Origin of the sequence: Blastococcus sp. CCUG 61487 (genome assembly GCF_005222955.1) — a bacterium.
GTDB lineage: Bacteria > Actinomycetota > Actinomycetes > Mycobacteriales > Geodermatophilaceae > Blastococcus.
This window is the reverse complement of record NZ_LWUA01000111.1, coordinates 1-1,291: the sequence shown is the minus strand read 5'-3', so window position 1 is coordinate 1,291 and position 1,291 is coordinate 1. Positions and strand designations below refer to the sequence as shown.

General features: G+C 70.3%; 1 protein-coding gene. It reads left to right on the top strand.

The window, feature by feature from the left end:
• Positions 1-115 precede the first annotated feature (115 nt).
• A complete protein-coding gene (locus A6V29_RS07200; RefSeq protein ID WP_502700077.1) occupies positions 116-1,243 on the top strand; it encodes an IS30 family transposase in 1,128 nt (375 codons plus the stop codon).
• Positions 1,244-1,291: the final 48 nt, after the last annotated feature.

Genomic DNA, 1,291 nt, shown 5'->3' with positions numbered 1-1,291 from the left:
ACCCGGGCTCAAGGGGTCGTCGCAACACCCTGACTGACTGGAGGTCAGGGCCATGGCGAGGACGGTGGAGCTGCAGCATCTGCGGCGGGCGTTCTGGCAGGGCGTGCGCGAAGGGCTGAGCACGGAGGCCTCGTCCTCGCGGGCGGGTGTGTCAAGCACCGTGGGACGGCGGTGGTTCCGTGAGTGTGGCGGGGTGTCACCTATCGCCCTGGCCGAGCCGACCGGCCGGTATCTGAACCTCGCCGAGCGGGAGGAGATCTCCCGGGGACTGGCCGCCGGGCTGACGGTGCGAGCGATCGCCCGCGGGGTGGGCCGCAGCGCGTCCTCGATCAGCCGGGAGATCCGCCGCAACCGGCCGCCGGGCCGCCCGTATCGGGCGGTCACCGCCCAGGTCGCGGCCGAGCAGCGGGGGCGGCGGCCCAAGCCGCGCAAACTGGCCCACGCGTCGCTGCGCGACGAAGTTCAGAAAGGGTTGACCAAGCGCTGGTCCCCGGCGGAGATCTCCGCCCGGCTGACCGTCGACTTCCCCGACGATGAAGCCATGCGGATCTCCCACGAGACGATCTACCAGTCGCTGTTCGTCCAGGCCCGCGGCGAGCTGCGCAAGGACCTCGCCCAACGGCTGCGCACCGGCCGAACACTGCGCAAGCCGCGCAACCGGGTGGACGGGCGCTCCGATCCCGACCGGCGGATCCCGGACAAGACGATGATCTCCGAGCGGCCGGCCGAAGCCGATGACCGCGCGGTGCCCGGGCACTGGGAAGGCGACTTCGTCGTCGGCAAGAACAACCGCTCTGTCGTCGCCACCCTGGTCGAGCGCTCCACCCGGTTCCTGATCCTGCTCCACCTGCCCGGCGGACCACACGACCTCCCCGGCTTCGAGCAGGCCGCGGTACAGGCCATGACCGCCCTACCGGCCCAGCTGCGCCGCTCCCTGGCCTGGGACCAGGGCCTGGAGATGCGCGGTCACAAGAAGATCAGCATCGCCGCCGACCTGCCGATCTACTTCTGCGACCCGCACAGCCCCTGGCAACGCGGCACCAACGAGAACACCAACGGGCTGCTCCGCCAGTACCTGCCCAAAGGCACCGACCTCTCGGTGCACAGCGCCGAAGACCTCGCCGCCATCGCCGCCGAGCTCAACGACCGGCCACGCAAGACCCTCGGCTGGCTCAAACCCGACGAGGTCATCAGCCCACTACTGTTCGGTGATCAAACCGCGGGTGTTGCGTCCGCTCCTTGAATCCACCTCACCTGATCCCCGAGCGTCCTCCCCCACCGCGCACGGCGA